Here is a 26,232-nt window from a genome sequence, read left to right on the forward strand (position 1 = left end):
GCCGAATGAGGCGGCGCGGCCCCGCGGCAGGCCGCGCCGCTACATCGCCGCCCGCTGCCCCTCTCTCGGCCCGTGCCCCGTCCACCGCTTGAACGCACGGCGGAAGTTGTGCGCGTCGCTGAACCCGACTTCGTGTGCAACATCCTCGATCGACAGCCGCGGATTGCTGAGCAGCGTGAACGCGCGCTTGCGGCGGATCGTGTCGATCACCGTCTGGTACGAGACGCCCTGGTCGGCCAGCCGCCGCCGCAGCGTGCGCTCGCTCATGCACAGCTGCGCGGCGATCTCGGCGAGCGACGGCGCATGCCGCAGGTCGCGCCGCATGATCCGTTCGATCGATTCGAGGAATTCGGTGCCTTCGGGTTCGGGCGGCAGCGCGTCCTGCAGGAATTCGAGCACCTGGCGATGCGCGAGCGGATCGTGGGTCGCGATCGGGCGGTTGCCGAGCGCGGCGTCGCACGAAAACAGGTTCTGCTCCTGTTCGAACCGCACCGGGCACGGGAACACGCGGGCGTATTGCTCCGCATAGGCCGGCGGCGGGTAGCTGAGATCGACGACCTTCGGCTGGAACGCGGGGCCGACGAGCGAGCGCCCGATCTTCATGAAGCTGCCGAACGCCTCCTCGACGAGGAACGCCTCGATGTCGGGCTCGAGGAAGACGTTGGTGGCGCGAACCGACAGCGTGCGCGTATCCGACATCACGTCGAAGCGCATCAGCGGCCCCGTGTGGCGCTGCAGCCCGATACCGGTCACGATCGCGTCCTTCAGCGTCGGGCTCGTCAGCATCGCATAGCCGACCAGCCCGATCGACGCGATCGTCTCGCTCGTGCCGAGTTCGAGGCCGAGCGCCCGCCCCGGCGCCATCTCGAGCGCGCGGCGGATCATCGTGCTCGCCTGGCGCAATGAAATCCGGCACGACGGATTCGACAGGTCGGCGACGTCGAAGCCGAGCCCGAGGCACAGCCGCGTGGGGTCGATGCCCAGTTCCTTGCTTGTCTCCGCGAGGCACCGCAACAGATGGACCGGCAGATTCGCCGTCGTATAACGGTCGGTATCGTCCATGGATGCTCCGTATTTTTTTCCATGGATTGTACTCGTCCCGCCCGGCCGGAGACCCGGTGCCGCCCCGGCCGCGATCGCCCACATCCCGCGCGGCCCCGCGTCAGAAGTAGTGACGCAGGCCGACCGTCGCACCGAGCTGCGTGGTGCCGGTGCTCGGCGCCTGCCCGTTCACGCCGACCAATTGCGCGCCGACCAGCCCGCCGCGGTAGATCGCGTAGTCGACTTCCGCATAGAGCATGCTGCGCTTCGACAGGCTGTAGCCGGCGATCACCTGGAACTGGCGCGCACGGCCGTCGAAATCCGCCGTATAACCGGACTGCTGCGTCCACCACGCGTTGACGGCCGCCGTGAACGCCGACGTGAAGCGGTAGGTCAGCCCCGCGAGCGCCATCTTGCGGCGGCGGAACCCGCCGGGCACGGTCGGGTCGACGACCTGCGCGGGCGAGATGATCCCGAGCCCCGCCAGATCGGTCGGGCTGAACGGGCCGTTCTCGAACGACGTGAAGTCGTTGTCGCGTGCGTTCTCGATGTAGCCGGCGTTGACGGTCGCGTTGCCGATGGTCACCGAGCCGCCGCCCGTGTAGATGTCGAATTTCCCGTGCGTGACGTCGTCCCAGCTGCGCATGAACGATGCGCCGACCGTGAACGGCCCCTTGTCCGGCGCATATGCGGCGGCCGCGCCGAGCTGGCCGCCGCGCACGCCGCCGCCCGGGTGGCCGCCCGGCGCGTATTGCGCGAGCAGGTAGAAGCTGCCGAGCTGCGCGCCGTACTGGATCATGTTGCTGGTGCGCGCGCCCGCGAGCATCGTCTGCTCCGGCTTGAACAGGTTGAAGTACGGATCCTGCGGTCCGGCCCACAGGTTCGAGCCGAAGGTCAGCGACGCCATCTCGAACGGCACGTTGTACTGGCGCCCGAGCGAGAGCTGGCCAAACGTAGTGGACGTCAGCCCCACGTACGCGACCTGGAAGAAATTCGGCGAGCCGGCCGGCACGATGGCGCCGCTGTTGGGGCCGAAGTGGCTTTCGACGTTGAACTGCGCGGACAGCCCGCCGCCCAGATCCTCGTTGCCCTTGAGCCCCCAGTAGCTTTCCGTCAGACCGCCCCCGTCGGCCATCGAGATCTTGCGGCCCGTCGACACCGGTGTGCCGTCGGCGCCGTACGACACGCCGTGCGTTTCGTAGCGGATGCCCGCATCGATCACGCCGTACAGCGTCACGTTGCCTTGCGCGTGCGCACCGGTACCGGCCAGGACCATCATCGCGCAGCACGCGGCGCGAACGCTATCGTGACGATTCATTCTTCTGGACTCCGCATCGAACAGGGGACGGACGGCTCGCGCCGTCGGGAACGACTGTAGAAAGCCAAATTTGCGCGGGCCAAGGCCGCGGCGGCCATTCTCGTGGTGCGTCGCGGCCACGGCATGGCGCACTGCGGTCAGGGCGCCGCGCCGGCCACGGCAGCGGGTGCCGCGCGCCGCAACGCCAGCTGCACGAACGGGGCGGCGGCCAGCACGGCCACGCACAGCACGTGTGCGACGCGCGTGCCGCCGAAGCGGCCGAGCAGCGCGCCCGACAGCGCGGTGCCGATGCCGGCCGCGAAGAACGTGATGACGAGCGTGCGCGCGACGAGCGAGCCGTCCGGGTCGACGTCGGACAGCATGCCGGTGAGGAACGGCACGATCACGAAGAACGCACTGTTCAGCACGAACTGGCTCAGGAAGTACGCGCTGCCGCCGCGCGCGCCGAAGAACCATTCGATCGACGCGATCATCGCGAGCTGCGCGGCCCAGATCAGCGCGAGGCGGTGCCGGTGGCTGGCCGGATGCGACGGAATCGCCGCGCCGACGAAGCCGAGCAGGGACGACACCGACAGCAGCACGCCGATCGTCGTGGGCGAGAGCCCGGCACGCTCGCCGACGAAACCGGCGATCGCCCATTGCGACGCCTGCACACCATAGACGAGCGCCGTCACGACCCAGATCGCGATCACCGGCCGCCACGGCAGCGTGCCGGCGCGCAAGCGGGCCTGCGCGGGCGCGCTCGCGAACGCGTCGATGCCGCGGATCGCGGGCGCCAGCACGGCGACGACGGCGGCCAGCAGCGCGAACACCCAGCGCCCGAGCCACGCGGTCGGCAGCGCGGAGATCAGCACGAGGATGCCGCCGTTGACGACGCCCGCGAGCAGGTTGATTTGCCCCCACAGGCGGTCGGTCGATGCGCGCTGCGACACGCCGGACGCGACGACGACGAACAGCATCCCTTCGAACAGCCCCGTCATCCCGCGTGCGAGCGCCGCCGACACGATGCCGGGCGCGACCGCGCCGAGGGCCTGGCCGGCGATCGTGCCGATCAGGCCGGCCAGCGTGAACGGCCGCGCGGCGCGCGCGATCCGGTGCGACAGCAGCGCGCAACTGATCGCGATGCCGAGGATCTCGGCGCTGACGAGCGCGGTCGCGGTGCCTTCGTCGAGCCGGAAGCGCGTCATCACCGCCGCGACGAGGAACGGCGACAGGATCAGGCCGTTGGTGGCGGCCGCGAACGCGAGCGCAAGGCGGACGACGGCGCCGGTCGACGGATCGGGACGCGACTGCGCGGCCGCGTGCAGCGTGGCTGTGCTCATGAGGCCTCCTGGCTGGATCGCGGCCGATCTTGCGCGACGCCGGCCGTTTCGTGCATCGGGTGTGTCCCCCGGCGGGCCGGTGTGGCGCTTGCGTTTGCGCCTGCGCTTTGCGGCAGGCCGAACAGCGTACGCAGGTACGGCGTCAGGAAGCGGCCGTGCGGGTCCATCCGCTCGCGCAGCGCGAGGAAATCGTCCCAGTGCGGGTAGCACGCCGCCAGCTCGGCGGCCTTCATCGCATGCACCTTGCCCCAGTGCGGCCGCCCGCCGTGATTGCGGCAGATGGCCTGCACGCCCGAGAAATACGCGTCGAACGGCATCCCGCGATACTGGTGCGCCGAGATGCGTACGCTGTCGCGCCCGTAGTCGGGGCTCAGCCAGATGTCGTCGCCGCGCACCCAGCGGTATTCGAGCGGGAACATCAGCGGGAAGCTGCGGCGCGCGATGAATGCGCGGATTTCGCGCAGCGCGTCGGCGCCGCGGTCGGCCGGCACCGACCACTCCATTTCGTTGAAGCGCACGCGGCGCACCGTCGACAGCATCGCGTAGCTCGCATCCACGTGCCGGCCGGCCGACACGGTCGATGCGCACAGCCGGCTCAGCGCCGGGCACAGCGCCGGCACGCGCCGGCCGAGCCCGCACAGCGCGCCGAACACCGTGTTCTCGAGGAACGACTCGGACGCGCGGCTCGCCCAGTGCACTGCGTCGGCCGGCTCGTCGGTCATGTCCCACGCCTTGGTCAGCACGGTGTCGGTGTGCGGGAACCAGTAGAACTCGAACGAGCGATGCCTGGCGATCAGCGCGTCCGCCTGAGCGAGGCAATCGTCGAGCCGCATGCCGCCGCGCTCGAGGCGCAGCTTGAACGCGGGCACGAGGCGCAGGCCGATCTCGGTCAGCACGCCGAGCGCGCCGAGCCCGATCCGGCCGCCGGCGAACAGCTCGGGATGCGTGTCGGCGCTCGCGCGAATCTCGCTGCCGTCCGCGCACATGAAGGTCAGGCTGTCGATCTGCGTCGCCAGGTTGCCGAGCGTGATGCCGGTGCCGTGCGTGCCGGTGCTGGTCGCGCCGGCGATCGACTGCACGTTGATGTCGCCGAGGTTCTCCATCGCGAGGCCGTGCGCGGCGAGCGCCGGGCCCAGCGCCCACAGCCGCGTGCCGGCATGCACGCGCGCGACGCGCCGGTCGCGGTCGACGTCGATCACGCCCTGCATCGCATCGAGCGACAGGATCACGTCGTCGGTCTGCACGAGCGGCGAGAACGAGTGCCCGGCGCCGGCCGCGCGCACGGTGGCGCCGGCTGCCGCCGCGTCGCGCAGCACCGCCGCGAGCGCGGCGTGCGACGCGGGCGTCGACACGGTTGCATCAGGACTGCAGACATATCCCGACCAGTTGCGCCACATGGCATTGTCTCCGTGGTTGTCGATCGAATGAGGTGAACGGTTTGAACGACGGGCCGCGCGGCCCGCTAGAAAAAGCTCTTGCCTTCGCCGCGATAGGTGGGCGCCTCGCCGACCACGCGGCCGCCGCGGATCAGCAGCAGCGTGTTGAAGCGTTCGCACAGTTCGCCGGCCTTCGCGTGGCGGAACAGGATCGGATCGCCGATCGCCGGTGCGACGCCGCGCGGCACGCGCACGGGCGTCTGCACCTCGCCCGCGCCTTCGTTGTCGATCAGCGTGCAGCCGGCCGGCAGCCACGGGCGGGGCAGCCGGCTCTTGCCGGCCGGGCCCGATGCGATATAGCCGCCGCCCGAGCAGGTCACGATGCCCGGCTGCGGAATCCGCACGACCGGCAGCGCGAAGCCGGCGGCGGGTTGCGCATGAAACGCCGCATAGTGATCGAACAGCGCCGGCGCGTAGAGGCCGGAGCCGGCGGCGAGCTCGGTGACCGACGCGTCGCCCAGCGTGCTTTCGAAGCTGCCGGTGCCGCCGCCGTTCACGAAGCGCAACGTGTGGCCCGCCGCCGCGAGCGCCTGCACGGCCGCGTGGCGGCGCGCGTTGATCTCGCGCGCCGAGCGGCGCTTCAGGTGGCGCACCAGCGCGTTGCGCGCGCCGCTGCCCGGCTCCGTGTCGGCCACGCCGGCGATCTGTCCTTCGTAACCCATCAGCCCGTCGAGCCGCACGTGCTGCCGCTCGCCGATGCGGTTCGCGAGGGCGAGTGCGGCGGCCACGTCGCGCACCGGCGAGCGGTACATGCCGAAATACAGGCCCGGATACGCGGACGACATGTCGAGATCGATCGCGAGCGGGATCGTCACGCTTTCCGCGCGTGCGAGGCGGTCGATCGCGTCGACCTGGGCGGCATCGTCGACCATCAGCGTGATCGAGCGGCCCCGCCTGAGCTGCGCCGCCACCGCGCGAAGATCGTCGGCTTCGACGGTCGGATAGGCGACGACGATGTCGTCGAACCCGCCGTCCGCAAGCCACGCGGCTTCCGCGGCCGAATAGCACAGCAGCCCCTGCATGAACGGGCCGGCGGCGAGCACCGCGCCGATCAGTTCGCGCGAGCGTACCGATTTCGTCGCGAGCCGGATCGGCAGGCCGCGCGCGCGGCGCTTCAGGTCGGCGAGGTTCGCGTCGAGGCAGTCGAGATCGACGAATGCGGCGGGAAGGCGGCGGCCCGCGAGCGCGTCGCGGTAGGCGGGATAGTCGTGGACGGCGGCGGGTGCGCGATGCGGAAGGTCTGCACGGCTCATGGAACGGGCTCGGCTGGGTGGGGTGTGTGCCGCGCCGACCGTTCGGCGCGTGTCGGAAACCAGCATAGGGCCGGCCAAAATGACGACCAAGCGCTCAGCGGGTCGTTCGACGGGTCTTATCCGGCCATCCATATCGGCCACGCGCAAGCGTGAGCGTCGCGCCCCGTGAAGGTGGATCGTTGCTTGCTTGGTGTCGCGGCGCACATCGCGTGTGCCGGCGCGAACCACCGCCGGACGGGCACGACGCTCGACATCACGCGCGTGCCGATGCGACAACGAAATGCGTTTCAAACGTCTTGCCGGCCATCGCCGCTGCGCGCAGGTTTAGTGCCCGCGTTCTAGTGCCGCTTTTGACTGCATGCCGGATTCGACCTAGAACCTACTCGCGGATGCACCGGCGAAGAACGGCATGACGTGACGAGGAGGCGACGTGAAGAAGAACAGGGCACTCTGGCGGCGCACGGGCGCGATCGCGGCGATCGGCGTGGCCGCCGTCGCGATCTGGCGATACGAAGCGGCGACACCGGCGCAAGCCGCGTCGTCCGGCACGCCGGTCGCGACGGCGGGCACGCGGTCCGGCGCGGCCGATACGTTCGGTACCGACGTCGGCGCCGCGACACCGGGCCCCGAGGAGCGACGGCTCGACGTCGACGCGCTGCGCCGCAGCCTTGCCGGGCGCCCCGATGCGGACGCGGAAGTGAAGCGCGTCGTCGCATTCGCGCGCTTCCGCGACGAGGTCGCCGCTTACGGCGATCGCCGCAACAGCCTGCCGCAAGCCGAGCGCGACGCGCTCGCGCGCCGGATTCTCGACGAACTTCCCGACCACGTCGCGCGCAACGAGATCGTGCCCGTGCAGGCCGAAGCGCTGAGCGCGGCGCTGCTGACCGACACCGAAGCCGACCCCGCGACGCGCGGCGCGGCGATCCGGTCGATGCGCGCGCAATGGGACACCTATGCGCAGCGGACGGTCGGCCCGTCGCCGGCGCAGGACCCGCGCTATCTCTCGTACGAACAGCAGAGCCGCGACGTCGTCCGGCAGGTTCAGGCGAGCATTCCCGATCCCGACCAGCAGCAAGCCGTCATCGCGCAACGCCTGCAGGCGCTGCGCGTCCAGCTGTTCGACGGCGCTTCACCGTCCGGCGTGCACTGAGCGCCGAATCCGCGCGGCCGGGGCGGCGCCCGGCGGCCGCGTCACGTCCATCGACAAGGAGGGGAGATGTCCACAGCACGATGCCTGCTGCGCGCGGCCGTTGCCGCGCTGCTCGGTTGCGCGGCACTGAACGGTCACGCGGCCGATACGACGATGCCGGATCCGTCGGTTCCTTATTATTCGTGGTACGAAGTGACGTTGCCCGAGAGCACCGGTGCATCGTGCGGCAACGGCACGCCGATGCGCTTCTACATCAATCGCGCGCAGTCGGACAACCTGCTGTACATGATGGAGCCGGGCGGCGCGTGCTGGGACTACGGCACCTGCACGCAGACGTCGACCGGTGCCGAGGCCGGCCTCGGCGGCTTCAACCCGGACGGCATCCCGCACAACTACATGAACGGCACCGCGAACGAGAGCCTGCTGTCGTCGTTCCTGTCGCCGCTGCTGACGCGCATGGATCTCGCGCACATTCTCGTCGGCGAGCCGAAGGTCGAAACGCAGCAATGGACACAGGTTTTCGTGCCCTATTGCACCGGAGATATCCACATGGGCAGCGCGGTGCGCAACTACACGTCGCCGTCCGGCGACTGGCGCCTGCAGCACTACAGCGGGCTGAAGAACATCCAGGCCGTCGCGCAGTGGCTGACGTCGCACGGCTTCGGCAAGCCGAACCGGCTGCTCGTGTACGGGATGAGCGCGGGCGGCTACGGCACGCTCGCGAACTACGCGACGCTGCGCAACACGCTGCAGCCGCAGGCGCACAGTTCGCTGCTCGACGACGCCGGCACGGTGTTCAACACGCCGTTCGATGCGGACGCGGCCACGCATCCGTCGGTCGGCCTGTACGACCGCGTGCGCACCGAGTGGGGGATGACGGGCCCCGACGGGATGATCACCGTGAACAGCCGCCTGACCAGCCGGTTCGACCCCGGCAACATGGGGAGCGCGTACGCGGCGCTGTCGGCGACCTTTCCGCATGATCGCTTCGGTTTTTCCAGCTACCAGCGCGACAAGATCATCGCCGCGTATCACTATCGCGCGTTCGTGCCGCCCGTGATCGCGGCGCCGGACGACGCGACGAAGGATGCGCTGTCGCTCGCGATGTTCGGGAAGGAGCTGGACGGGCTGAAGCAGACGCTGAACCCGCTGCCGAACTTCGGCTACTTCATGCCGTGGGCGCGCAACGACTTCATCGCCAACCATCAGGTGACGGCGGTCAGCTTCACCGGGTCGGGGATCCACGAGAACGGCACCGACGCGGATATCGGCACGTTCGTCGACAACCTGCTGAACCAGCAGGACCCGGCCGAGACGCCGGTGATGAAGGCGTTCCGCACGCAGCAGTGGTCGGATTTCACGTTCTCGACGTTTCTCGCGTGGATCGACAGCGTGTTCAACCTGACCGGCGAAGCGGGGCCGATCTCGGGGCACCGGGCGTGAACGGGTGACGGAGGCGCGGTGCGCTGCACTGCGCCGCGCCGACGTGCCGCTGTGTCGCCGGGCGTGTCCGTTCAGTACGAATCGTCGTCGAAGCGGGACGATGCCGGCCGGCGCTTCATCTCCTTCAGCCATTCCCTGACGTTGTCCGGGTCGTCGAATTCGCGCACCGCGATGGTCAGGTCCTGGTTGCTGCGCTGCATGCCGGCAATGTCGCGCGTCAGTATCCGCATGACCATATCGGGCGCGATCTTGACGGACGATGCGATGCCGTAGGTTCGGCGGAAGTGGGTTTCGACGTGCCGGATCTCCTGGTCCAGCTCGCGCACCTGTTCCTCCAGGATGCCGTTGTAGCGCATCAGCCGGTCTTCGCCGAGGCCGTCGATCGCGCGCCGGTCGATCTGCTCGATCTCCAGCTGCAGTTCCAGCAGTTGCAGCAGGTTGCCTTTCGCGTACGCGTGGTTGACCCGCTGCATCAGCACGGTCTTGCGTTCCTGTTCCTTCGGATCGGTTTCGCGATCGGGATGCAGCACGCTCGCGAGCTTGCGATAGACGTCGCGGATCGACTTGCTCGATTCGGCCTGCTCGGCTTCGCGCCTCGCTTGCGCCGCCGATTGCCGGGGTGTCTTCTTGCGCTTCGCGCGCTGTGCCTCGCGGGCCTCGTGTTCGGCCATGTCGCGCCTGAACTGTTCGTCCAGCTCGGCTTGCATGCGCTCGGCGAGTTCGTCGGGCGACAGCGTGTCGAGATCGTCTTCCGGCGCGGGGGCGGGCGCCGGCTCCGGTGCCAGCTTCGGCCGTGCGCGATCGGCTGCCGTACGGTCGTCGTCGCCGGATGCGCGGTGCCGGTTGTAGATGATCTTCAACTGGGCGTCGTCGCTGACGTCGAGCAGGTCGCGCGCCATGTTCACGATCACGTCGGACAGCGTGCGCTGCTCGGCCTTGCTCAAGCCCTTTTGCAGGAACGCGTCGTCGAGCCGGTTGAGCAAGCTGATCCGCAACGCCGTCGCTGCCTGCTCGAGCGGCAGCAGCCCGTCGACGAATTTCTTCTGGAAGGCCGGCGTCACGGCGTCCCATGCGCCGAGACGTTCGCGCCGCGTTTCTATCTGCTGGACGAGCGTATTGAACGTCTTCTGGGCTTTCGACAGGCTGGCTGTCTCGTGGCCGGGCGCGATGACGACCGCGGCACCGCGTCGTGCGGTCATGATGAATGTCCTCCGGCCGCGGCAGGACGCGCAGCAGGCCGGTATTCTAGCCGGATGTGCGGCCGGCGGCGCGCAACGGCCTGCTTCGCCGGCGCTTCCGGCCGCGCGTTACGGCCGCGGCGCGGCGACCGCCGGTGCGCCCGCATCCGTGCCCGGCGTGCCGCCCGGCCCATAGGCGGCAGCGGCGTTGTTGCGTGCCGCGAGACGCTTGGCGGTCAGGCGCTCCTGCGCGGCGACGATGTCGCCCGGATAGTTGTCCCCGTTGCTGGCGACCGGGTCGTAGCCGACGGCTTCGAGGTCGAACAGTTCCTGGCGTACCTGCGCACGCGTGTGCGTCGAGTGCGACGACGACTGCGCGTACGACACGGCCGGCGCGGCGAGCAGGGCCGTCGCGGCAGCGGTGGCGACGACGACGGTGGCGATGATCGATTTCATGATTTCCTCAGACGGTTGCGTGGCGGTTCAGCGAACCGACGAAGCAAGTTTAGGAATCCGTGCCGGCCGGATAAATGCCGATTCCGGGTGAACTGTGTTTCCGGAATGCGCCACAGTGGGCGACGGGCGTGCCGTGCCGCCGTGCCGCCACGTCGTCAATCGCCGAACAACTGCCCCTGCCCGGAGATCACGCGTTCGAAATCGTCGCGCAGGAACGGCAGGATCGCGTCGGCGACGGGCTGCAACTGGCGGCTCAGGTAGAACGCGTAGTCGATCGGCGAGCGCATCGTCTCGAGCGGCTCGGGGCCGGCCGTCGTCATCACGTAGCTGATCCAGCCGCCGCGCTGATATTGCAACGGCCGGCCCTGCGCGTGGTTGAACTCGTCGGCGATCCGCGCCGCGCGCACGTGCGGCGGCACGTTGCGCTCGTATTCGCGCAGCGGCCGGCGCACGCGCTTGCGGTAGACGAGCTGGTCGTCGAATTCGCCGGCCAGCGTGCGCTGCACGTAGTCACGAATGAAGTCCTGGTAGGGCTCGCGGCTGAACACGCGTCGATACAGCTCGCGCTGGAACTGCTGCGCGAGCGGCGTCCAGTCGGTGCGCACCGTTTCGAGCCCCTTGAACACGAGATCCTCGCCGCCGTCGGCCGCCGCGGCGAGGCCCGCGTAACGCTTCTTGCTGCCTTCTTCCGCACCGCGCACGGTCGGCATCAGGAAGCGGCGGTAGTGCCGCTCGTACTGCAGCTCCAGCGCGCTCTCGAGCCCGAACTGGTCGCGCAGGTGCGCGTGCCACCAGCGGTTCACGTGTTCGACGAGCGCGCGGCCCTTGGCGCCGGCTTCGTCGTCGTCGTGCGCGCGGCCGAGCCACACGAACGTCGAATCGGTATCGCCATAGATCACTTCGTAGCCCTGCGCTTCGATCAGCTCGCGTGTGCGGTGCATGATCTCGTGCCCGCGCATCGTGATCGACGACGCGAGGCGGGGGTCGAAGAAGCGGCAGCCCGTCGAGCCGAGCACGCCGTAGAACGAATTCATGATGATCTTCAGCGCCTGCGACAGCGGCGCGTTGCGCTGCCGCTTCGCATCGTCGCGGCCTTCCCACACGCGGCGCACGATATCGGGCAGGCAGTGTGCGGTACGCGAGAAGCGCGCGCCGAGAAAGCCGGGCACCGATGCGTCGTCGCCGGGATTCGCGAGCCCTTCGATCAACCCGACCGGATCGATCAGGAACGTGCGGATGATCGACGGGTAGAGGCTCTTGTAGTCGAACACGAGCACCGAGTCGTACAGCCCGGGGCGCGAATCCATCACGAAGCCGCCGGGGCTGTTTTGTCCCGTCACGTCGCCGAGGTTCGGCGCGACGTAGCCGAGCCGGTGCATGCGGGGCAGGTACAGGTGCGTGAAGGCCGCGACCGACCCGCCGGTGCGATCGGCCGCGAGGCCCGTCACGCTCGCGCGTTCGAGCGCGAAGGACAGCAGGTCCGCCTTGTCGAAGATGCGCGTGACGAGCTCGCAGTCCTTCAGGTTGTAGCGCGCGAGCGCCGGCTTGTCGTGATCGAAGCGGCGCTGGATCTCGTCCATTCGCTGGTACGGATTGTCGATCGACTTGCCTTCGCCGAGCAGTGCCTGCGACACGTATTCGAGGCTGAACGACGGGAACGTCCACGTCGCGGATTTCAGCATGTCGATGCCGTCGAGGATCAGCCGGCCGGCCGCGCCCGCGAAGAAGTGGTCCGGCTGCTGGCCGTGCGCGCGCCAGTCGAGTACGCTGCCGCCGCGCCCGAGCTTCAGCGGCACGCCGTATTGCTCCGAATGCGCATGCAGGATGCGCAGGTCGAACTGCACGAGGTTCCAGCCGATCACGGCATCGGGATCGTGAGTTTCGAACCAGTCGTTGAGCCGCGTGAGTATCGCGGCGCGACTGTCGCAATAGTCGAGGTCGAAGTCCCGCGTGCCCGCGTCGCTGCCTGCTTCGCTGCTTGCATCGCCGTTCGGCGGGCCGAGCATGTAGACCTGCCGCTGCCCGCAGCCTTCGAGCGCGATCGAATACAGCTCGCCGTGGACGCTGGTTTCGATGTCGAGCGACACGCAGCGCAGGGCCGGGCGATAGCCGGTCGCGGCTTTCAGCTCGGTGCCGGTCAGCGTGCCGTCGCGGCCGGGCCGGCCGCGAAACTGCACGCATGCCGTGATGAAGCGTTCCATCGCGTAGCGGTCGGGCGGTTGCACGTCGGCTTCGTAGACGTCGACGCCCGCTGCGGCGAGGCGCTTTTGCAGCCCGGACAGATGGCGATAGCGCTTGCAATAGAGGCCGACGACGAGGCGCTGCCGGAAATCGCGCAGCGTGAGCGGGCGCAACTCGGCGTCATGCTCGCCGGCCAGCGTGCGTTCGGCGAGCGCCTGCTGTTCGGCGGGGATGAACGCGACGGCTTCCTGCGGGCGCAGGCGCACGCGGCGCGGACCGTGTTCGGTTGCCAGCCAGAACTCGATCTCGATGCCGGATGCGGTGTCCCGCCAGTGGCGGGTGAGGATGAAACCCTGCTCGAACGCCGTCAAAACGCTTGCTCGTCGTGAATGCCCAGGCGGCGGATTTTAGCGCTTGAATGGCGGCCGTGCCGACGGGGCGCGCGTGGCAACAGGTGGCAGGAAGCCGGCGCGCGATGCGCGATCTTCCGCGTGCCGGCTGGCGCTCGGTTTTTTCGAGGCGATTGGCGTCCGGCGCGCGACGGAAAGAAGGCGACTACTCGCGACGCAGCGTTTCGAGCACGGCGGATGGCGGTCGCCGGCACGCGCCGTAACCGTTGGACTGCAGCCTGGGCATCATGCCGACGACGAAGTCGATGAACGTTCTCACCTTGGCCGGAACGTGGTTCCGGCTGGGGTAGTAGACATATAGCGGGAACGTCTCGTCGCACCAGTCCGTCAGCACCGGCTCCAGTGTGCCGGCAAGCAGGTGCGTGTCGATTCCGAGGTCGATCACCTGGGCGATCCCGAAGCCTGCAACGCAGGCGCCGATCTTGGTGCCCGCATCCGTGACGGTCAGGCTGCCGGTTACGGCCACTTTCACTTTTTCGCCGTCACGCCAGAACTCCCAGTCGAAGGGGCGGCCGGTAGCCGGGTCGATGGCCAGGATGCATTCGTGGCCGTCGTCGACCAGATCCTGCGGCGACCTCGGCCGGCCGTGTCGCTCCAGGTAGGACGGCGCGGCCACCGTCAGCACCCGCGGGCTGTACAGCCTTCGACAGACCAAGGTGGAAACGGATGGGGGGCCAAAGCGGATGGCGAGATCGAAGCCGTCGCTGACGAGGTCCGAGAGGTCGTTTCGGGTCTCCAGCTTCAGGTGCAGAGCGGGGTGTTCCTTCATGAACCGGGCCAGCTCCGGCGCGAGCACAAGGCGGGCGAATGCGGCATCGCACGCCACACGGAGCGTGCCGCTGGCGACCGAGGCCTGGCCGGACGTGCCGGCGGTCGCTTCCTCGATCCCCTGCAGTAACGGCAGCACCTTCGACAACAGTTCGTGGCCCGCGTCCGTCACTTCGACGTGCCGGCTGGTGCGATGCACGAGCTTCGCGCGCAGGCGATCCTCCAGCCGCTGGATCGCGCGACTGACCGCGGGCTGAGTCTTGCCGAGGCGGGAGGCCGCTCGACCGAAGCTCCCGGATTCGGCCAGGGCCGCAAGGACAAGCAAGCCGCTTACCAGTCCTCCGTCGAGGTCTTCCATGATCCATGTGTTCCTGTAATGGCAGCGATAACCGGGTCGCCGTAGCCGAGGGCGGGGGCGATCGCTCACTATACGAGCGGTTCACTATCGAGGAAAGCCAGCCATGACCCAGACCCAGGCCGTAGTCGCGTTGATCGACGACTACTTCAATTTGGCTTATGAGCCGAAGAGCCGCGACTTCGACAAGGTTTTTCACCCGAGCTGCATGATTCAGTGGCTCGACGAAGGCCGGTTTCGCACGCTGGCGTCGCACGAGTATGCGGCGCTCATCAACGGGAGGCCGAGTCCGCGATCGACCGGCGCGCCCAGGGACGAGGCGATCCTCTCGATGGCGCATGTGTCGGACGGCCTTTCAACGGCTACGGTGCGGGTGCGGATCGGCAACCGGTTGTTCAACGATCACTTCGTCATGCACAAGGTGGATGGCAGCTGGTTGATCGCAACCAAGGCGTCCGCCGTGGTGCGTACGTTCGACTGACGCGCAGCGCGGCAGATGCGCAGCGGGTTCCCGGGGTTTTTTGTGTCGACGAAATGCGGCGTCTCGGCATCGACGGGGGAATCCGTAATGGGAACCTGCTCGAACGCTGTCGAGACGCCCGCTCGTCGTGGATGCCCGGGCGGCCGATTTCAGCGCTTGGGCGGGGCAGTGCCGGGACGGGGTGCGCGATACCGTTCCGGCATCCGGGCCGATGATCGTAAGATTCGGGCTCGATTGAACCCGTCAAGGATCATTGAATGAAACTCGCGATTGATCGCGTCGCACGTGTTGCCGGCTGCGTCGTCGTTGCGGCCTGCCTGTGTGGAAGCGGGCGTGCGATATGCGCTTCCCCGCAAGTGAAGGCATTGCCGGCGACCACGGAAGCCAACTGGATACAGGCGGTCAGGCAGCATCGGACAAAAGATGGCGCAACGGTTGCCGAAGTGCTGGCCTATGCGGAAAAAATGCGGCCGCGCATCTTCAAGGCCGGACGATTCGAAGTGGGTTACAACGGCGCGACCGGCGTTGCCGGCTCGGTTTCGATCGGCTACTGGATCGGAACGAAGCGCGCGCCGGACGATGCGTTCGTCGATCTCGGATATTCGATGTCGCCTGACGGCCGCGTGATGCCTGTCTCGCCGGACGCGCATACGGCCACGGCATTGGAGAACGGACGGAAGGCGTTTCTGCGTGCCGTCGACGACGCCTATCGGGACACATGCCTGTCCGATCCCGATCATCCGCCGGCATGCTGATGAATCCCGCCCGATTGACGTCACGGAATCATCATTCGTAGAATCGCCGGTCAAGAACAACATCATTCTGAGAGAGGCGCCATGAATGCGCACCGCATGATGGAAGCAATTGCGGAACGGCCGGCTCGGCAAGCATTGCTTGTCGCGTTCAATTCCTGGCTTGGCAATCGTGCTCCGATTCCCCACCGCAGGGCCGGGCAGTCCTGCATCGGTCGCGACGACGTGCCGACGCATCGCGCAAGCTGCGTGGGAGCGCATGACGCATGCCGACCTGACTTCGCCTGCCTCGTTTCCAGTCGCCGCGGGTGAAAGCCTCCATGCCGCAGTCGACCGGCCTGTCGCTCGACCTGAGCGAAGGCAATCGACCGCAAAACCGCACGCATCCACTGATCCCGATTGAATCCGGCTCGCTGTCGCTCGTCCTCGGGCTGCCGGGGCGGGCCCTTCTGCGTGACACGCTCGAGGGTCTTGGCCGGACAGCCGGTTCGCCGGAAACGGTCGCAACCGGTGCGTCGCCCCGATTGGTGCCGTGGGTCGCTGCCCGGAAGCACCGCACGAAACGCACACGCACATTTTCGCGGCGGATGCCCGGTCGTCCTGTTGCTGCAGGGATGGCGTGGCTGTCCGGTTTGCCTGGAAGTGCGGCGCCGCACGCATTGCCGATGAACCCATTTACCCCGGACTCCCCATGAACGCCTCCTCCCGGCAAATTTCTTTACCCGGTATCGCCGCGCTCATCGCGGCGGTCATTACCACGGCGCAATTTCTGATCGGCCTCTACGTGTGGTCGACGAAGTCTTCGCCGTCCGTGAATATGCTGGCCGTGCAACTGTCCACTTTCATCGGGAGCCTGGTGTTTCGAAGCGGCCTGGTGTTCCTGATCGTCCGCTGGCACGGAGAGTATCGGGACCAGCTTGCATTCCGTCGCCCCGCGTTGCCGCTGACGGCCTTTGCGTTGTGCCTGCTGGTCTGGCAGGCCGCGCAGGTACTGGTATTTCAGACGCTCGTGGGCATGTTGCGCGGCGGTTCCCTCAGCCTGACGCACATCGTGACGCTCATCGCGCCGGTGAATGCCGTCCTCTATGCGCTCGTCGCCTGGCTTGCGTGGTGGTTCGTCACCCACCTGTTTCGCAACGACGCGTTGCAAGGGGCGCCGCGCGGCAATGCGCGGCGGCGCATTGCGGGTCTCGCGGCCTGGTTGTTTGCCAGCGTATTGCTGCTCTTCATGACGCAGGCCGTGATGATCCTGCTCGACTATTTCGACGACGATCTCAAGCTCGTGATGCTGAACTACGTCGGGGGGATCGTCGTTCCCGCCGCGATCGTCTTCGCAGGCGCGATGCTCGGCCTGCCTCGCGATCTCGGTCGACTTCACGTCCGGCGTCTGCTGGGAGCGTCGCTTGCGTCGATGGCATCGGTCCTGCTGCTGGCTTATGCGGTGCTGCGCCTCGTGGGCGACGTGCTCGGAATAGCCAGCCTGATGTCCGGCATCATGCCGGTCGTCGTTCTCGCCGCAACCGGCGCGGCCTACTGGGTGTGGTTCCGCGTGTTCTATGCCGCTGCGCGTCGCGAGACCGCTGGACCGTCGCAAGGCATGCCGTCGGCGTGAAACCCGCAAGCGGATATGGCGTGATCCGCGTGCACGACAAGACGACCCGCGGCGATTCGGTAGCGTGCGCATCAGCGCACGCACCGGCGCCCTACACCCACGCGACATCCTGCTTCAAGTGCTCTGCCCGTTGCGGCCGCTGATACAGATACCCCTGCGCATACTGAATCCCGACCGTCTGCAGCGCGCGATGCTGCGCTTCCGTTTCCACGCCCTCCGCGATGATCTTCAGGTCGTAGTGATGCGCAACGGACGCGATTCCCTCGATCAATCCCGCGCTGCCGCCGTTCAGTTGCGAGACGAACTGGCGATCGATCTTCACGTAGTCGAACGGAAAACGCGACAGCATGTCGAGATTGCTGTGATGCGTGCCGAAATCGTCGATCGCGAATTTCGCGCCTTTCGCTCTCAGCGCATGGAAGATCGCGGTGGTCCGCGCGTTCTTCTCGAGCAGGATGCGCTCGGTGACTTCGAGCACCAGCGTAAAGCCGGGCGGCAGTGCGCGAATCGCATTCTCGACGATGGACACGAACCGCGTGCGCTCGAGATCCTTCGGCGCGATGTTGACGGCGATGCGCAGCGGCATTGACGGCGTCAGCGCGGAGAGTTCCGACACGGCGGTCCGCAGCACGAATTCGGTCACTTTCGGCAGCACCGCGCTCGATTCGACCTGCGGGATGAACACCGCGGGGCTGATGGCCCCCCACTTCGGATGCTGCCAGCGCAGCAGCGCCTCGACGCCGACGGTCCTGCGCGTCCCGACCTCGACGATCGGCTGGTACACGACATGGAGTTCGTCGCGCCTGAGCGCGTTGCGCACGGCCTTCAGCAGCAGCCGGCGTGGCGCCATCGCCAGCAGGTAGGCCGCCATCACGAGGCCATCCGCCAGCAGCACGATCGTGATGCCGATCAGCCGATAGTGGTGCCGAACCTGCGACGCGTAGTGAGGGGATGCCGCAACCGACACCGTGAACGGCCAGCGGGGCGACACGATCGTGCTGCCGCGTGCGGGTTCCGCGGCCGATTCCGGCGCAAACTTCCCGTACTGATCGAGATGGCCCGAACCCGCGATCGACAGCGTCGCGGTTTCCGTCCCGTAGCGGGCACCGTGCGCGAGTGCGTCGGCCACGTAGTCGCCTTCGACCAGGTAGAGCACGCCCGCGCCGGGCGCGGTGGCGTAAAACACGGGCAGCACCGGGATGCCCTGCTGGAACGGCGTCTGGCGCAGCAGCGTGACGAGCGTCGAACCCGGTTCCGGCTCGTGCGTGTACGCGCCCAGCGGCAAGTCGATTGCTCCCAGCGCCGACGAGCACATGACACGGCCGTCGTACACCAGCGCGACGGCGCGCAGGTAGCGCAGGCGCGTGCCTATCTCGGCGAGCGTCCGGAATACCGTCGCGCATGGCCGCCCGACGAGTGCGGTGAGTTCATCCACATGCCGCAGGCGCGCGCCGTCCAGGATGCGGTCGACCGATGCCACGATGTCGTTCGCCACGACGCGTTCATGTTCGATGACGGTATCGCGCGCATAGCGGTCGGCAAGCGCGATCGCGAATGCCAGCATGAGTACGCAAACGATAACGGCGACGAACAAGACGACCCGCGGCCAGGCGCCGCTGCGCTGGAAAACTGGTTTCGAGCCTGGCGTGAACGCCGACATTCCCGCGGTCGCCTTTGGTGTTGTGTGTTGGGAGAGGCAAGTCGAACCGGTCGATACATCGACGGCACGCCTGCGTCATGCGCGCCGCCATCTCGATGCGATCGATTCTACGGTCGCGACGGACATCCGTGACAGCCTCGTCGCAATTGGCCGTTCATTCCGAGGCTTGCCTCCATGAACATGCGCATCCGGCGCATATGAATTGGCGGAACGTACCGAAAAAATCCCCGGCCGCATGGTCTTGCGGCCGGGACGAAAAAACACCGTCTCTTGGCACGAGGATGGTGCGCGGCAAGTATAAGATGTGACGAGAGATTACGAAATATTGTTATTCAACAATTGGTGTAATTTTGTCATTGTGTCTCGACAGGAAACATTCTTTCGGGATGCTGTCTTTGCCGACCTGCCCGCGGCCCCACGTTCGGTCGCCGCGCGATACGGTCGCACGTCTCGCCGGAGCTTCGGGATGGAAGAAAATACCGTGCCCACGGTCATCGTGATCGATGGTGCAGCCGCAGCCGACGGCGGTTCGCTGTGGATCCGGATCGACGTAAACGGGCAGGCCCGCAATTACGTGCTCGATCGCGCGCTCGCTTCGCGCGGCACGCCGCGCTACAACACCATCAGCGGCGCACGGGGCCCGCTTTCGAAAGGTGAACGAAAGGAAGCGCTTGCGCTGCTGCGCAGCATTGCCGACCCCGCGATGTGGGCCGGCATGGTCGGCACGTTCACGCAGGTGCTGCAGGCGTCCGAAGATGAGTGAACGATGCGGTGCCCGCGCGTCGCGCGGGCCGCGTTCAGAAATCGTCGCGCATCTTGCGTAGCAGGTCACCGCCCGACTGATGCGTATCCACGGCGGTGAGGACGTCGGTCAGGAACCACGGCAGGTTCAGTTGCGTATTGGAATCGCTGACGCATACGCGGATCGGCGGCGCCTTCGACGGCGAGCGCGCGTCGGGCGTGGCGTTGCGGGACGGCACGCAGTTGTTCGCGTGCGCTTGAACGGGCGCCGGCCCGGCGCTGCCGGATGTTGCACCGGCGGCTGCCGGCAAGCTGACGGCGGCAAGCAGGGTCAGGACAGCGACAGCGGCAACGCGTTTCATGGGATTCTCCGGCGATGCTCGTTCGACCGCGCGGGCGGACGCGAGTTCGTCGGCGGCGCGGTTGCGCACCGCGCTCAGCCGCGCGCGACGCTCGCCGCCCGCGCCGGTTGCCGGCTGCGCCACTGCTGCGGCGATTCGCCGGCCCAGCGCCGAAAGGCGCGCGTAAATGCGCTGTGTTCCGAATACCCGAGCAGCCACGCGACTTCCGCGAGGGTCAGCCGTGGATCGTTCAGGTGGTCGATCGCGAGCCGCCGCCGCGTGTCCTCGCGCAGTGTCCGGAAGTTGAGCCCGAGTTCGGCAAGCCGCCGATGCAGCGTGCGCGACGACACATGCAGGTCCGACGCGATCTGTTCGATGCTCGCTTTGCCTTGCGTCAGCAGGCGCGCGACGGCTTCGCGCACCGACTGTTCGAGATCGTCCGTCTGCCGCAGCTCGGCCAGCAGCGCGCTTGCCTGGCGTTCCATCATCCGCAGCAGCGCGTCGTCCGGTTGGCGCAGCGGCTGGGTGAGCAGGTGCAGCGGGAACGCGAGGCGGTTCACCGGCTGGCCGAACCGCACCGGGCAGCCGAAATAATCGACGTAGGGCCGATCGTCGCCGGGCGACGGGTGCACGAAGCAGACTTCGTCGGGCCCGTCACGCGTGCCGGTGATGTTGCGTGCGAACTGGACGATGGCGGTGAGCGCGACTTCGTCGACGAGCGGGCCGAGCGGCTCGGGCGCGTCGTGCCATTCGATCGCGACCGACGCCGCCTCGATGCGCACTTCCATGCGCGCGACGTTCGCGATCAGGTGCTCGTATTGCTGCCAGCGCGCGAGTGCGGCGCCGGCATCGCGGCACGCATGCAGCGCGTAGCCGAGCGCGCCGAGATGGGCGGGCGTGATCCGCTGGCCGACGTGCAGGCCGAGCAGCGGATCGTCGAGCACGTGCACCGCGCATTCGAGCAGGCGCCGCCAGTGCGCGCTTGCGTACAGCGTGAGCCCGCGGTCGTCCTCAGGCGGCCGCGCCTCGCCCAGCACGCGCGCGGCATCCTTGCCCTGCTCGGACAGATAGTCGAACAGCAGCCGCACGTAGGTGCTCGAGTAGTAGACGCGCTGCGTCGAAAGCGGGGAGGCGGCGGGCATGGCGGAAAGTGTCAAGTAATCGTCGGCAAGTGTCAACGCGCAGCGACCCGCGCGCGACCATACTGCCGGCCAGTTCCTGACCGAGGCTGCGAACATGCCGACCGAGTTGATGACGTGGCTCCATGCGTTCCTGGGTAACGATGTGGACTGGAAGCAGGTGCTGCTGATCGGCATGACGCCGGTCTTCCTGATCGCGTTCGCGATCGAATACGCGGTGATGACCGGGCGCGGGCGCCGTGAGCCGTTTCGCTGGAAGGAGATCGTCGCGAACCTGTCGCTCGGCGCCGGCTATCAGGTGGCCGAGACCGTGATGGGGCTCCTGTTCACCGGTGCGATCTTCGCGTGGGTCTACCGGCACCGGCTGTTCGACGTGCCGGTAAACGGCCTCACGATCGTGCCGATCTTCGTCGTCGTGGAATGCTGCTACTACTGGTTTCATCGCACGTCGCACCGCGTGCGCTGGTTCTGGGCCGCGCACGTGCCGCATCACAGCGGTGAAGTGATGAACTTCACGACGGCGATGCGGCAGTCGCTGCTGAACGCGTTCGTCGGCGTGTTCCTGTTCTACCTGCCGCCAGTCTGGTTCGGCATCCCGCCCGCGGTCGTGCTGTTCCTGCTCGCGGTCGATCTCGTGTACCAGTACTTCGTGCATACCGAAGCGATCGGGCGGCTACCGCGCTGGTTCGAGTACGTATTCGACACGCCGTCGAACCATCGCGCACATCACGGCCGCAATCCGCGCTATATCGACAGGAACTACGGCGGCGTGCTGATCGTCTTCGATCGCCTGTTCGGCACCTATGTCGAGGAAACGGAGCCGGTCGACTACGGGATCACGCAGCAGATTCGTTCGTACAACTTCCTGGTGCTGAACCTGCATGAATTCGTCGACATGTGGCGTGACGTATTCGCGCCGGGGCCGATCCTGCAGCGGCTGAAGCATCTGTGGATGCCGCCCGAATGGGAGCGGCCGGGGCATCGGCCGATCCATACGTGGAGCGTTGAACGCAAGGGTGAGGGGGAGGCCGGGCCGGGGCCGCTCGTCACGCCAGGCGACGACGCACCGGCATCCGGCCGCAAGATCGTACAAGCCACCCCGACGCGATCCGGCTAACCTGCGTGCTTTCCTCGGCGAAAGGCGCGGCGGCGATGACGAAGAAAGTATTCTGGGACGATCCGTACCGGACCACGCTGGATACCGTCGTCACGCACGTCGACGGCGAATACGTGCGGGTGGACGCGACCATCTTCTTCGCGTTTTCGGGCGGGCAGGAAAGCGACTCGGGTTCGCTCGGCGGCTATCAGGTCATCCACGCTGAAAAGCAGGGTCTCGACATCGTCTACACGCTGCCGCACGATCATTCGCTGAGCGTCGGGGATCGCGTGACCTGGCGCATCGACTGGGTGCGGCGGTACCGGCTGATGCGTCTGCACTTCGCGGCGGAAATGGTGCTGCAACTGGTCTACCGGCTCCGGCCCGGTATCGAGCGCATTGGCGCGCATATCGGGCCGAACAAGGCACGCGTCGACTTCGCGAGCGACACGAGCCTGTCGCCGTTGTTTCCGGAGATCGAATCGGCCGCGGCCGATCTGTCGATGCGCGATCTGCGCATCGTGACCGACTTCAGCGATGTCGACGCGCAACGCCGCTTCTGGACGGTCGACGGCTTCGCGACGACGGCGTGCGGCGGCACGCATCCGGCGTCGACCGGCGAGATCGGTATGCTGACGCTCAAGCGCAAGAACACCGGGAAGGGCAAGGAGCGGATCGAGGTGATGCTGGTCGAGCCCGGGATGGCGGACGGGCGGGTTGCGTGAGCGTCGGAAGTGCATGCCCGACAGGGTGAGCGCCGCCGCCGATACGCGACTCGCCTGAGTCCGCGTTCTGCGCATGTATATTGGCGATCCATGCATCGAATGGCCGGCGATTTCGCGCGGCCTCGTTTGCAGGTCACCCTGCGCACGCATCGCCGACTGTCCGGATCGCGGCGCTCGCGGTGAACAATCCAGCGCAAGCATAAAAACAGCGAACATTCCGAGCCCGCACATGAGCGATACCGATATCGTGTTTCAACCGACGGTGGACGATCTGGTCCACGCTTACCGCCTGAATCTTTGGCGCAGATATAACTGGAAATATCTGCTCAAGGCATTCGCGATCACGTCGATAGCGTACGTCGTCCTTTTGTTCGGTGGTTTCCGGGTGGCAAGCGGCGCGTTTCCGGATTGGCGCAATGTCTGGTGGATGGCGGGAATCGCGGCGGTGGTCACGATCGGCGTGCCGCTGCTCAACCATCTGCTGTTGCGTCGTGCCGCTCGCAAGATCTACAGCCAGCAAAAGACCCTCCAGCAGCCGCACACGGTCATCTGGCGCAGCGACCATTTCGTGGTCGAATCCCCGACCTCGCACGAGGAATTTCGTTTTGCGGATCTCGTTCACTGGAGCGAGGATAGTTACGTGATCCTGCTTTGTCAGTCGGCGGTGATGTTCCGCCTCATCCCGAAGCGGGTGCTCGCGGCGTCGCAGGTGGACCTCCTGCACCGGACGCTGCTTCAGAACGGCGTCCGCAAGATCTAGCAGGCAGGCGCGCGCATGCTGAAACCCGGACGAGGTGCATCGTCCGGGTATCGAACGGGCTTGTCGCGCGCGGCGTTGCCCGCATCACGTCACTGATACCCGTAACACTGCTTCAACCCTGCGTAGTCATAGAAGTGACTGCCCGGCGTGAGCTTCGCGCCATCGCACGCAGCCTGGAAATCCGTTTCGCGCTCGTTGTACAGCATCTTCACGATGAGCCGCGATCCGTTGCGATAGACATCCCACTGCATGTTCGCGGCCATCGGCGACACCTGATCGCCGCGCCACGGGTTGTTCGCGTACGTGTACGTCTGCGCTTGCGGCGTCGGCACGAACACGTTCTTCAGGTTCATGATCGACGCGAACGGAATCATGATCTCCGCATGCGTGAAGCGCAGCTTCGCGGCGCGGGTCAGGTCGCCGCGCGCGATCGCATCGACTTCGCCGAAGAAATCGTCCTGCAGCACCTTCGCCACCCGGTACGTGACGGGGTTCGCTTCCTGGATGCCGGGCCCCTTCTGGTAGTAGTCCTCGGCATCCTGCAGATACGCGAGATACTGCGCGTGCTCCGCGCCGATGTACTTCTCCATCGTGACGCCGCCCGTTTCCGCCGTCATCGCGGGCGCGACCTGCAACAGGTTGTACAGCACGTTCACCGCATCGACAGCCGTCTCGATCTTCGTCTTGCCGTCGCCCTTCAGCGTGTTGGTGAACTTGCCGTCCGACGACGTGAACGCATAGGTGCCCGTGTTCGCGAACGTGTAGCCGCTGGTGCCGAGCTTCGCGATGAATGCCTGCGACACGAGCGCGGACAGTACCGTTTGCGCGACCTCGGCCGCCTGCGGCGCGGCCTTGATCGCGTTGAGCTTCGCGGCCACCGTCGCGTCGCTCGCATAAGCCTGGTAGGCCTGGCTCGCCTGGTAGGTCGCGTAGTACGGATTGCCCGTATCGGTCACGAGGTCGGTGGCCGGTTTCAGCGAGTGGAAGTACAGCAGGAAACGGTTGGTGCCGGCCGGCTGCACGACCGGCGCGCTCGCGGGATAACCGGACGGCGCGGCCGGCAGCGTGATCGCCGGGGCCAGTGCCGGTTGCGCGGCCACGAGCGACGCGGAGAAAAAGGTCGAACTGTCGACCGCGCGGTCCTGGCCCGAGTTGACGACGACGATCTGCCGGTTCCCGGCCGAGAACAGCGCGGGCAGCCGCTGCGCGAGGCGCGCGGCGAGTTGCTGGTGTTCACGGATGCCGGTTTGCGTGAGGTTGCCGTACCCGGGCGTGGAGATGCCCGCCACGCCATAGCCGAGCAGCGCATTGGCTTTCATCATCGCGTACGTATCGGCCTTGAGCTGTGCGCCGAGCGCGGTCAGGGCGCCGTCGGCTTCGGCCTTGACCAGCATCGCGTAGATCGCGCCGTCGTACTTGAAACCCGACAGCCCGCGCGAGCCGTGGCGCGCGACGAGTTCGGTGTAGACGGGCGCGTAGCCGGCGGGCGGTGCTTCGTACGTCGCGGCGTCCTGCTGCGGACGGTATGGCGTCTTCGTCTGGTAATAGGTCGCGGGTGCCGGCGTGGGCTGGGGTTGCGGTTGCGGTGCGGGCGTCGAGCCGCTGTTGTCGGCCGAGGCCGCGGGCGGCGTCGAATCGTCCCCGCCGCAAGCGGCGAGCAGCAGGCAGGTAACGGCGAGGGCGGCGGCGGTGTGGGGCGGGCGTGTCATCGTGGTGTGCAACGGGCGGGACGATGCGGTTTCGCGTCGTCCCGTTTCCGGGAGGGATGGGTCAAGCCCGGAAGTGTTGCAAGCGACTTTGACAGCAGAATGTCAGGATTCGGTCGGGCAATCGTCGGATGGCCGCCGAATCGAGGGTGGCCGGCCGTCGCCAGCCGGTGTGCCGGCAGTCAGTGCAGGCCGGCCGATGCGATCGAGCGCACGGTGTCGGTGATGTTCACGCAGCGCGACAGGCCGAAATGCTCGGCTTCCCGGCGCTCCGGTTCGCTGCTCGCGATCCCCACCGCGCGTTCGGGCGGTACGCCGAGTGCCTGCAGTGCGACGTCGAAAGGATGCTGTTTTGATCCGGAGTCCTGCTGATTGGCATCCGTGACGACGACCGAGAAGCGGTCGAGGTTCGCGCGGCCGAACTGGCCTTCGAACATGTCGCTGAGCCGTGCGGCCGGCAGCGTCGTGACGAGACCGAGTCGATATCCTTCTTCCGATGCCCGGTCGAGCCACTGGATGATCGCGTCGCGTTGATGGCGCGATTCATGCGAATCCGGTGTTGCTTCGATTTGCGCGAATGCAGCGTCGAGACGGGTGACGATGGCTTCGATAACCACGGTGATTCCTCTTCAGAAACGTGATGATCCGTTCGCCGACGGGAATGCCACACACCTTAGCGTCGTTCCTGAAAACACGACCAATTAATATTTTTATCAGACCTATACGATTCGACTAATGAATCGGGGTGTCAGCCAGAACCGGCGCGGGATGCGTGTCGCGCGACATTTTTCGAGCGACATGCATCGCATCGACTGTTTTCGATGTGACGCACCAAAGTCGCGCACGTTGTGGATGCAACCGTTATATGCATATAAAAAAACGGCATATCGAGCGATGGCCGCCCGATA

General features: G+C 67.0%; 25 protein-coding genes. 11 read left to right on the plus strand and 14 right to left on the minus strand.

The annotated features are described in order from the left end of the window. Nucleotides 1-39 precede the first annotated feature (39 nt). From E9536_RS30520 to E9536_RS30540, 5 genes are all read right to left on the minus strand, one after another. Nucleotides 40-1,062, minus strand: a complete 1,023-nt coding sequence (locus E9536_RS30520; RefSeq protein WP_136471864.1) for an AraC family transcriptional regulator — start codon at nt 1,060-1,062, stop codon at nt 40-42. A gap of 100 nt (nt 1,063-1,162) precedes the next feature. Continuing rightward, on the minus strand, nt 1,163-2,359 hold the full coding sequence (locus E9536_RS30525; RefSeq protein ID WP_136471866.1) for a porin: 1,197 nt from the start codon (nt 2,357-2,359) through the stop codon (nt 1,163-1,165). A gap of 137 nt (nt 2,360-2,496) precedes the next feature. Next, on the minus strand, nt 2,497-3,681 hold the full coding sequence (locus E9536_RS30530) for an MFS transporter (protein ID WP_136471868.1): 1,185 nt from the start codon (nt 3,679-3,681) through the stop codon (nt 2,497-2,499). Beyond that, nucleotides 3,678-5,078, minus strand: a complete 1,401-nt coding sequence (locus E9536_RS30535; protein ID WP_136471870.1) for a D-arabinono-1,4-lactone oxidase — start codon at nt 5,076-5,078, stop codon at nt 3,678-3,680. Before E9536_RS30535 ends, E9536_RS30530 begins: the two co-directional genes overlap by 4 nt. Nucleotides 5,079-5,143: 65 nt before the next feature. Next, on the minus strand, nt 5,144-6,370 hold the full coding sequence (locus E9536_RS30540) for an amino acid deaminase/aldolase (protein WP_060206078.1): 1,227 nt from the start codon (nt 6,368-6,370) through the stop codon (nt 5,144-5,146). 430 nt (nt 6,371-6,800) lie between these two features. On the opposite strand from E9536_RS30540, the gene plcR reads away from it, so the two are divergent. Both plcR and E9536_RS30550 read left to right on the plus strand, forming a co-directional pair. Next, nucleotides 6,801-7,520 carry a phospholipase C accessory protein PlcR gene (gene plcR, locus E9536_RS30545; RefSeq protein ID WP_136471872.1) on the plus strand — a complete coding sequence of 240 codons (720 nt, stop codon included), beginning with the start codon at nt 6,801-6,803 and terminating at the stop codon, nt 7,518-7,520. Between the two features lie 66 nt (nt 7,521-7,586). Beyond that, complete coding sequence (locus tag E9536_RS30550) at nt 7,587-8,963, plus strand: pectin acetylesterase-family hydrolase (protein ID WP_136471874.1); 1,377 nt, start codon at nt 7,587-7,589, stop codon at nt 8,961-8,963. A 71-nt stretch (nt 8,964-9,034) separates the two neighbouring features. Here the strand turns inward: E9536_RS30550 and E9536_RS30555 are convergent, their stop codons facing one another. The 4 genes from E9536_RS30555 to E9536_RS30570 all read right to left on the minus strand — a co-directional run bounded on the left by E9536_RS30555 (nt 9,035) and on the right by E9536_RS30570 (nt 14,314). Then, on the minus strand, nt 9,035-10,162 hold the full coding sequence (locus E9536_RS30555) for a J domain-containing protein (RefSeq protein ID WP_136471876.1): 1,128 nt from the start codon (nt 10,160-10,162) through the stop codon (nt 9,035-9,037). A gap of 108 nt (nt 10,163-10,270) precedes the next feature. Next, nucleotides 10,271-10,597, minus strand: coding sequence for a DUF4148 domain-containing protein (locus tag E9536_RS30560; RefSeq protein WP_136471878.1), 327 nt, complete (start codon nt 10,595-10,597; stop codon nt 10,271-10,273). A gap of 155 nt (nt 10,598-10,752) precedes the next feature. Further along, nucleotides 10,753-13,149 carry a DNA polymerase II gene (locus E9536_RS30565; RefSeq protein WP_136471880.1) on the minus strand — a complete coding sequence of 799 codons (2,397 nt, stop codon included), beginning with the start codon at nt 13,147-13,149 and terminating at the stop codon, nt 10,753-10,755. A 184-nt stretch (nt 13,150-13,333) separates the two neighbouring features. Then, complete coding sequence (locus E9536_RS30570) at nt 13,334-14,314, minus strand: LysR family transcriptional regulator (protein WP_136471882.1); 981 nt, start codon at nt 14,312-14,314, stop codon at nt 13,334-13,336. Nucleotides 14,315-14,417: 103 nt separating this feature from the next. On the opposite strand from E9536_RS30570, the gene E9536_RS30575 reads away from it, so the two are divergent. From E9536_RS30575 to E9536_RS30590, 4 genes are all read left to right on the plus strand, one after another. Then, nucleotides 14,418-14,792 carry a nuclear transport factor 2 family protein gene (locus tag E9536_RS30575; protein ID WP_027790038.1) on the plus strand — a complete coding sequence of 125 codons (375 nt, stop codon included), beginning with the start codon at nt 14,418-14,420 and terminating at the stop codon, nt 14,790-14,792. A 257-nt stretch (nt 14,793-15,049) separates the two neighbouring features. After that, nucleotides 15,050-15,547, plus strand: a complete 498-nt coding sequence (locus tag E9536_RS30580) for a hypothetical protein (RefSeq protein WP_136471884.1) — start codon at nt 15,050-15,052, stop codon at nt 15,545-15,547. A gap of 317 nt (nt 15,548-15,864) precedes the next feature. Continuing rightward, entirely contained in the window at nt 15,865-16,239 is a 375-nt protein-coding gene (locus E9536_RS30585) for a hypothetical protein (RefSeq protein WP_136471886.1), read from the plus strand. Further along, nucleotides 16,236-17,156 carry a hypothetical protein gene (locus tag E9536_RS30590; RefSeq protein ID WP_136471888.1) on the plus strand — a complete coding sequence of 307 codons (921 nt, stop codon included), beginning with the start codon at nt 16,236-16,238 and terminating at the stop codon, nt 17,154-17,156. Before E9536_RS30585 ends, E9536_RS30590 begins: the two co-directional genes overlap by 4 nt. A 91-nt stretch (nt 17,157-17,247) precedes the next feature. Here the strand turns inward: E9536_RS30590 and E9536_RS30595 are convergent, their stop codons facing one another. Beyond that, a complete protein-coding gene (locus tag E9536_RS30595) occupies nt 17,248-18,816 on the minus strand; it encodes an EAL domain-containing protein (RefSeq protein ID WP_136471890.1) in 1,569 nt (522 codons plus the stop codon). Here E9536_RS30595 and E9536_RS41640 point away from each other — a divergent pair. Both E9536_RS41640 and E9536_RS42235 read left to right on the plus strand, forming a co-directional pair. Then, entirely contained in the window at nt 18,719-18,994 is a 276-nt protein-coding gene (locus E9536_RS41640) for a hypothetical protein (protein ID WP_162269108.1), read from the plus strand. The genes E9536_RS30595 and E9536_RS41640 overlap by 98 nt on opposite strands. Nucleotides 18,995-19,120: 126 nt before the next feature. Further along, entirely contained in the window at nt 19,121-19,579 is a 459-nt protein-coding gene (locus tag E9536_RS42235; protein WP_247873535.1) for a hypothetical protein, read from the plus strand. Nucleotides 19,580-19,613: 34 nt separating this feature from the next. Here E9536_RS42235 and E9536_RS30605 read toward each other — a convergent pair whose 3' ends face one another. Further along, nucleotides 19,614-19,919 carry a hypothetical protein gene (locus tag E9536_RS30605; protein ID WP_060083063.1) on the minus strand — a complete coding sequence of 102 codons (306 nt, stop codon included), beginning with the start codon at nt 19,917-19,919 and terminating at the stop codon, nt 19,614-19,616. A 74-nt stretch (nt 19,920-19,993) separates the two neighbouring features. Further along, nucleotides 19,994-21,040 carry an AraC family transcriptional regulator gene (locus E9536_RS30610; protein WP_136471891.1) on the minus strand — a complete coding sequence of 349 codons (1,047 nt, stop codon included), beginning with the start codon at nt 21,038-21,040 and terminating at the stop codon, nt 19,994-19,996. A gap of 94 nt (nt 21,041-21,134) precedes the next feature. On the opposite strand from E9536_RS30610, the gene E9536_RS30615 reads away from it, so the two are divergent. The 3 genes from E9536_RS30615 to E9536_RS30625 all read left to right on the plus strand — a co-directional run bounded on the left by E9536_RS30615 (nt 21,135) and on the right by E9536_RS30625 (nt 23,618). Next, nucleotides 21,135-22,154 carry a sterol desaturase family protein gene (locus E9536_RS30615; protein WP_060172376.1) on the plus strand — a complete coding sequence of 340 codons (1,020 nt, stop codon included), beginning with the start codon at nt 21,135-21,137 and terminating at the stop codon, nt 22,152-22,154. A 35-nt stretch (nt 22,155-22,189) separates the two neighbouring features. After that, nucleotides 22,190-22,858 (plus strand): alanyl-tRNA editing protein, encoded by a 669-nt coding sequence (locus tag E9536_RS30620; protein WP_136471893.1) that lies wholly within the window; start codon nt 22,190-22,192, stop codon nt 22,856-22,858. 229 nt (nt 22,859-23,087) lie between these two features. Further along, on the plus strand, nt 23,088-23,618 hold the full coding sequence (locus tag E9536_RS30625; protein WP_136471895.1) for a YcxB family protein: 531 nt from the start codon (nt 23,088-23,090) through the stop codon (nt 23,616-23,618). An 89-nt stretch (nt 23,619-23,707) separates the two neighbouring features. On the opposite strand, the gene E9536_RS30630 is transcribed toward E9536_RS30625, so the two are convergent. Together E9536_RS30630 and E9536_RS30635 are read right to left on the minus strand one after the other, a co-directional pair. Next, the gene (locus E9536_RS30630) at nt 23,708-25,327 is read right to left on the minus strand and encodes a histidine-type phosphatase (protein WP_136471897.1); all 1,620 of its coding nucleotides are present in this window, start codon (nt 25,325-25,327) and stop codon (nt 23,708-23,710) included. 179 nt (nt 25,328-25,506) lie between these two features. Beyond that, nucleotides 25,507-25,941, minus strand: coding sequence for a phosphatase (locus E9536_RS30635; protein WP_119337006.1), 435 nt, complete (start codon nt 25,939-25,941; stop codon nt 25,507-25,509). Nucleotides 25,942-26,232 lie beyond the last annotated feature (291 nt).

It is taken from the genome of Burkholderia sp. LS-044 (assembly GCF_004803625.1).
Classification (GTDB): domain Bacteria; phylum Pseudomonadota; class Gammaproteobacteria; order Burkholderiales; family Burkholderiaceae; genus Burkholderia; species Burkholderia cepacia.

Coding starts and splice junctions, on each gene's coding strand:
- E9536_RS30525 (WP_136471866.1), bottom strand. CDS start 2,359: ATGAATCGTCACGATAGCGTTCGCGCCGCGTGCTGCGCGATGATGGTC.
- E9536_RS30590 (WP_136471888.1), top strand. CDS start 16,236: ATGAACGCCTCCTCCCGGCAAATTTCTTTACCCGGTATCGCCGCGCTC.
- E9536_RS30555 (WP_136471876.1), bottom strand. CDS start 10,162: ATGACCGCACGACGCGGTGCCGCGGTCGTCATCGCGCCCGGCCACGAG.
- E9536_RS30630 (WP_136471897.1), bottom strand. CDS start 25,327: ATGACACGCCCGCCCCACACCGCCGCCGCCCTCGCCGTTACCTGCCTG.
- E9536_RS30605 (WP_060083063.1), bottom strand. CDS start 19,919: ATGAAACGCGTTGCCGCTGTCGCTGTCCTGACCCTGCTTGCCGCCGTC.
- E9536_RS30540 (WP_060206078.1), bottom strand. CDS start 6,370: ATGAGCCGTGCAGACCTTCCGCATCGCGCACCCGCCGCCGTCCACGAC.
- E9536_RS30570 (WP_136471882.1), bottom strand. CDS start 14,314: ATGGAAGACCTCGACGGAGGACTGGTAAGCGGCTTGCTTGTCCTTGCG.
- E9536_RS30530 (WP_136471868.1), bottom strand. CDS start 3,681: ATGAGCACAGCCACGCTGCACGCGGCCGCGCAGTCGCGTCCCGATCCG.
- E9536_RS30535 (WP_136471870.1), bottom strand. CDS start 5,078: ATGTGGCGCAACTGGTCGGGATATGTCTGCAGTCCTGATGCAACCGTG.
- E9536_RS30620 (WP_136471893.1), top strand. CDS start 22,190: ATGACGAAGAAAGTATTCTGGGACGATCCGTACCGGACCACGCTGGAT.
- E9536_RS30625 (WP_136471895.1), top strand. CDS start 23,088: ATGAGCGATACCGATATCGTGTTTCAACCGACGGTGGACGATCTGGTC.
- E9536_RS30595 (WP_136471890.1), bottom strand. CDS start 18,816: ATGTCGGCGTTCACGCCAGGCTCGAAACCAGTTTTCCAGCGCAGCGGC.
- E9536_RS30550 (WP_136471874.1), top strand. CDS start 7,587: ATGTCCACAGCACGATGCCTGCTGCGCGCGGCCGTTGCCGCGCTGCTC.
- E9536_RS30615 (WP_060172376.1), top strand. CDS start 21,135: ATGCCGACCGAGTTGATGACGTGGCTCCATGCGTTCCTGGGTAACGAT.
- E9536_RS30585 (WP_136471886.1), top strand. CDS start 15,865: ATGCCGCAGTCGACCGGCCTGTCGCTCGACCTGAGCGAAGGCAATCGA.
- E9536_RS30560 (WP_136471878.1), bottom strand. CDS start 10,597: ATGAAATCGATCATCGCCACCGTCGTCGTCGCCACCGCTGCCGCGACG.
- E9536_RS30580 (WP_136471884.1), top strand. CDS start 15,050: ATGAAACTCGCGATTGATCGCGTCGCACGTGTTGCCGGCTGCGTCGTC.
- E9536_RS30520 (WP_136471864.1), bottom strand. CDS start 1,062: ATGGACGATACCGACCGTTATACGACGGCGAATCTGCCGGTCCATCTG.
- E9536_RS41640 (WP_162269108.1), top strand. CDS start 18,719: ATGAGTACGCAAACGATAACGGCGACGAACAAGACGACCCGCGGCCAG.
- E9536_RS30610 (WP_136471891.1), bottom strand. CDS start 21,040: ATGCCCGCCGCCTCCCCGCTTTCGACGCAGCGCGTCTACTACTCGAGC.
- E9536_RS30575 (WP_027790038.1), top strand. CDS start 14,418: ATGACCCAGACCCAGGCCGTAGTCGCGTTGATCGACGACTACTTCAAT.